We start from the raw sequence: 2,014 nt of genomic DNA, 5'->3' as shown, positions 1-2,014 counted from the left end.
CGCCGGCGCGGCGGCGGGCTCGACGCCGCGCACAGCCAGGCACGCGAGGACGAACGCCGCGAGGGAGACAGTGCCCGAGACCGCCACCAGCCGCGCCCCGGAGAACGGATCGAGGAAGTGCCCGGCGAGCGGCGCCGTGACCGCGAAACCGGCGATCATCATCACCCAGACGATCGTCGCCGCCGCGCCCCGGCGCCGGTCCTCGACGCCGGTGGCGAGAAGAACCAGGAGCGAGGTGCCGGCTGCGCCCGCGCCGATACCGACGGAGAAGAAGGCCAGCACCGCGAGGGCGAGGCCGGCGAAAAGGTTGGTCTCGGCCAGCGCGGTCGCCACCGCGGCGAGGAAGCCGCCGAGCGCCAGCGCGGCCATGCCGCCGACGATCCAGGGGGTGCGGCGGCCGCCGAAGTCGGAGCCGTAGCCCCAGCGTGGGCGCAGCACTTGGACCGCGTAGTGGAGGGCGACAAGGGCGCCCGGCACGATCGCAGGCAGCGCCAGCTCCACCACCATCACCCGGTTGATGGTCGAGGTCATCAGCACCACGACCGCGCCAAGCGCGGTTTGGACCAGCCCTAGGCGGACGATCTGCATCCAGGAGAACCCGGATGACACCGTGGACGAGGACAAGGCGGCCATCACGGCACTCCCACGAGCGGACGGAGCGCGAAGGCGGCGACCAGCATGCCAAGCACGTAGAGGGTGGTGCCGGTGCCGTTGTACCAGGCGGCCTTCTCGCGCGGCGCCGCGAGCAGGCGGCGCATCAGTGCGATCTGCCCAAGGAGCAGCATCGCGACGATCGCCGCGTGCCACCCGCGGCTCCAGGCGAAGAGGAACGCGATCACCGCTGCCTGCGGCACCGCCATCACCAGACAGGCGAAGCGGGCGGCCCCGGGGATGCCGAGCTGGACCGGAAGCGAGCGGATGCCGGTGAGGGTGTCGCCCTCCACCGACTTGAAGTCGTTCAGGGTCATGATGCCGTGAGCGCCGATCGAGTACAGGGCGGCGACGATCAGGACGCGGTGGTCGGGGACGGTCGCAGCCATGACGGCGGCGCCCGTGAACCAGGGCAGCCCCTCGTAGCAGATCGCCACCGCCGAGTTGCCCCACCAGCCGTTGCTCTTCAGGCGCATCGGCGGCGCGCTGTAGAGCCAGGCCAGGACGAGGCCGAAGATCGCAGCGCCGAGGATCCAAGGCCCGAGCGCGGCGGCGACGAGGAGCGACAGGCCGGTCCAGGCCGCGGCGACGTAGAGCCCCCAGCGCCCCGGCATGCGGCCGGAGGGAATCGGGCGGTTCGGTTCGTTGATGGCGTCGACGTGGCGGTCGTACCAGTCGTTGACCGCCTGGCTCGTGGCGCAGACCAACGGCCCGGCGAGGACGACGCCGGCCATGATCACCGGCCATTGCCCATGGGTCGGCTGCCCCGACGAGACCACGCCGCAGGCGAAGGCCCACATCGGCGCGAACCACGTGATCGGCTTGAGCAGTTCGACGAGTGCACTGGGAGCCGGTGTCGCCATGTCCGGAGGCTAGGTTTCCGGCACCCAAGGTGTCAAGCGAAGATGACAGTTCGAACGGTCAAAGTTTTTGACACACCCGGCTGCGAAACGTCCCGCCAGACATCTCGTCCGTGCCTGGCGGTGTGGGTCGAGGGATTCGATCGACGCCGGCTTTCGTCGCCGAAGGCATGCTCCGGAGGGACGGTGACGTGCGCGCGGGCAACACGGTCGTCGTCCCGCATGCGAGGGTCAGGCGTCGGGAAAGTCCGGCCCGTCGAGGTCGCCGATGCCGTAGCGGCGCAGCTTGGCGTAGAGTCCCTGGCGACTGAGCCCGAGCATCTCCGCGGCCGAGGCGCGGTTGTCGCGGGTGATCCGCAGGGCGGCCTCGATGCACAGGCGCTCGATCAAATCGGTGGTCTCGCGCACGAGATTCTTCATCGAGACGCGGCCGACGAGCTCGGTCATCTGCTCGACCGAGCGCGGCAGCTCGTGCGAGCCCGGCGCCGCGGCGGCCACGGCGC

3 protein-coding genes are annotated in these 2,014 nt (G+C 70.8%); all 3 read right to left on the bottom strand.

Going from position 1 to position 2,014, the window contains the following annotated elements:
- On the bottom strand, nt 1-633 hold a 633-nt coding region (locus FV222_RS24380), incomplete at its 3' end, for a PucC family protein (RefSeq protein ID WP_147815850.1).
- A complete protein-coding gene (chlG, locus tag FV222_RS24375; RefSeq protein ID WP_147752936.1) occupies nt 633-1,514 on the bottom strand; it encodes a chlorophyll synthase ChlG in 882 nt (293 codons plus the stop codon). The genes FV222_RS24380 and chlG, both read right to left, overlap by 1 nt.
- Before the next feature lie 228 nt (nt 1,515-1,742).
- The coding region (locus FV222_RS24370) for a helix-turn-helix domain-containing protein (protein WP_281406919.1) at nt 1,743-2,014 on the bottom strand (272 nt) is incomplete at its 5' end.

The sequence above is a fragment of the Methylobacterium sp. WL103 genome (assembly GCF_008039885.1).
Taxonomy (GTDB): domain Bacteria; phylum Pseudomonadota; class Alphaproteobacteria; order Rhizobiales; family Beijerinckiaceae; genus Methylobacterium; species Methylobacterium cerastii.
Note: the sequence above shows the minus strand (reverse complement) of the source record. Positions and strands in the feature narration are given on the sequence as shown.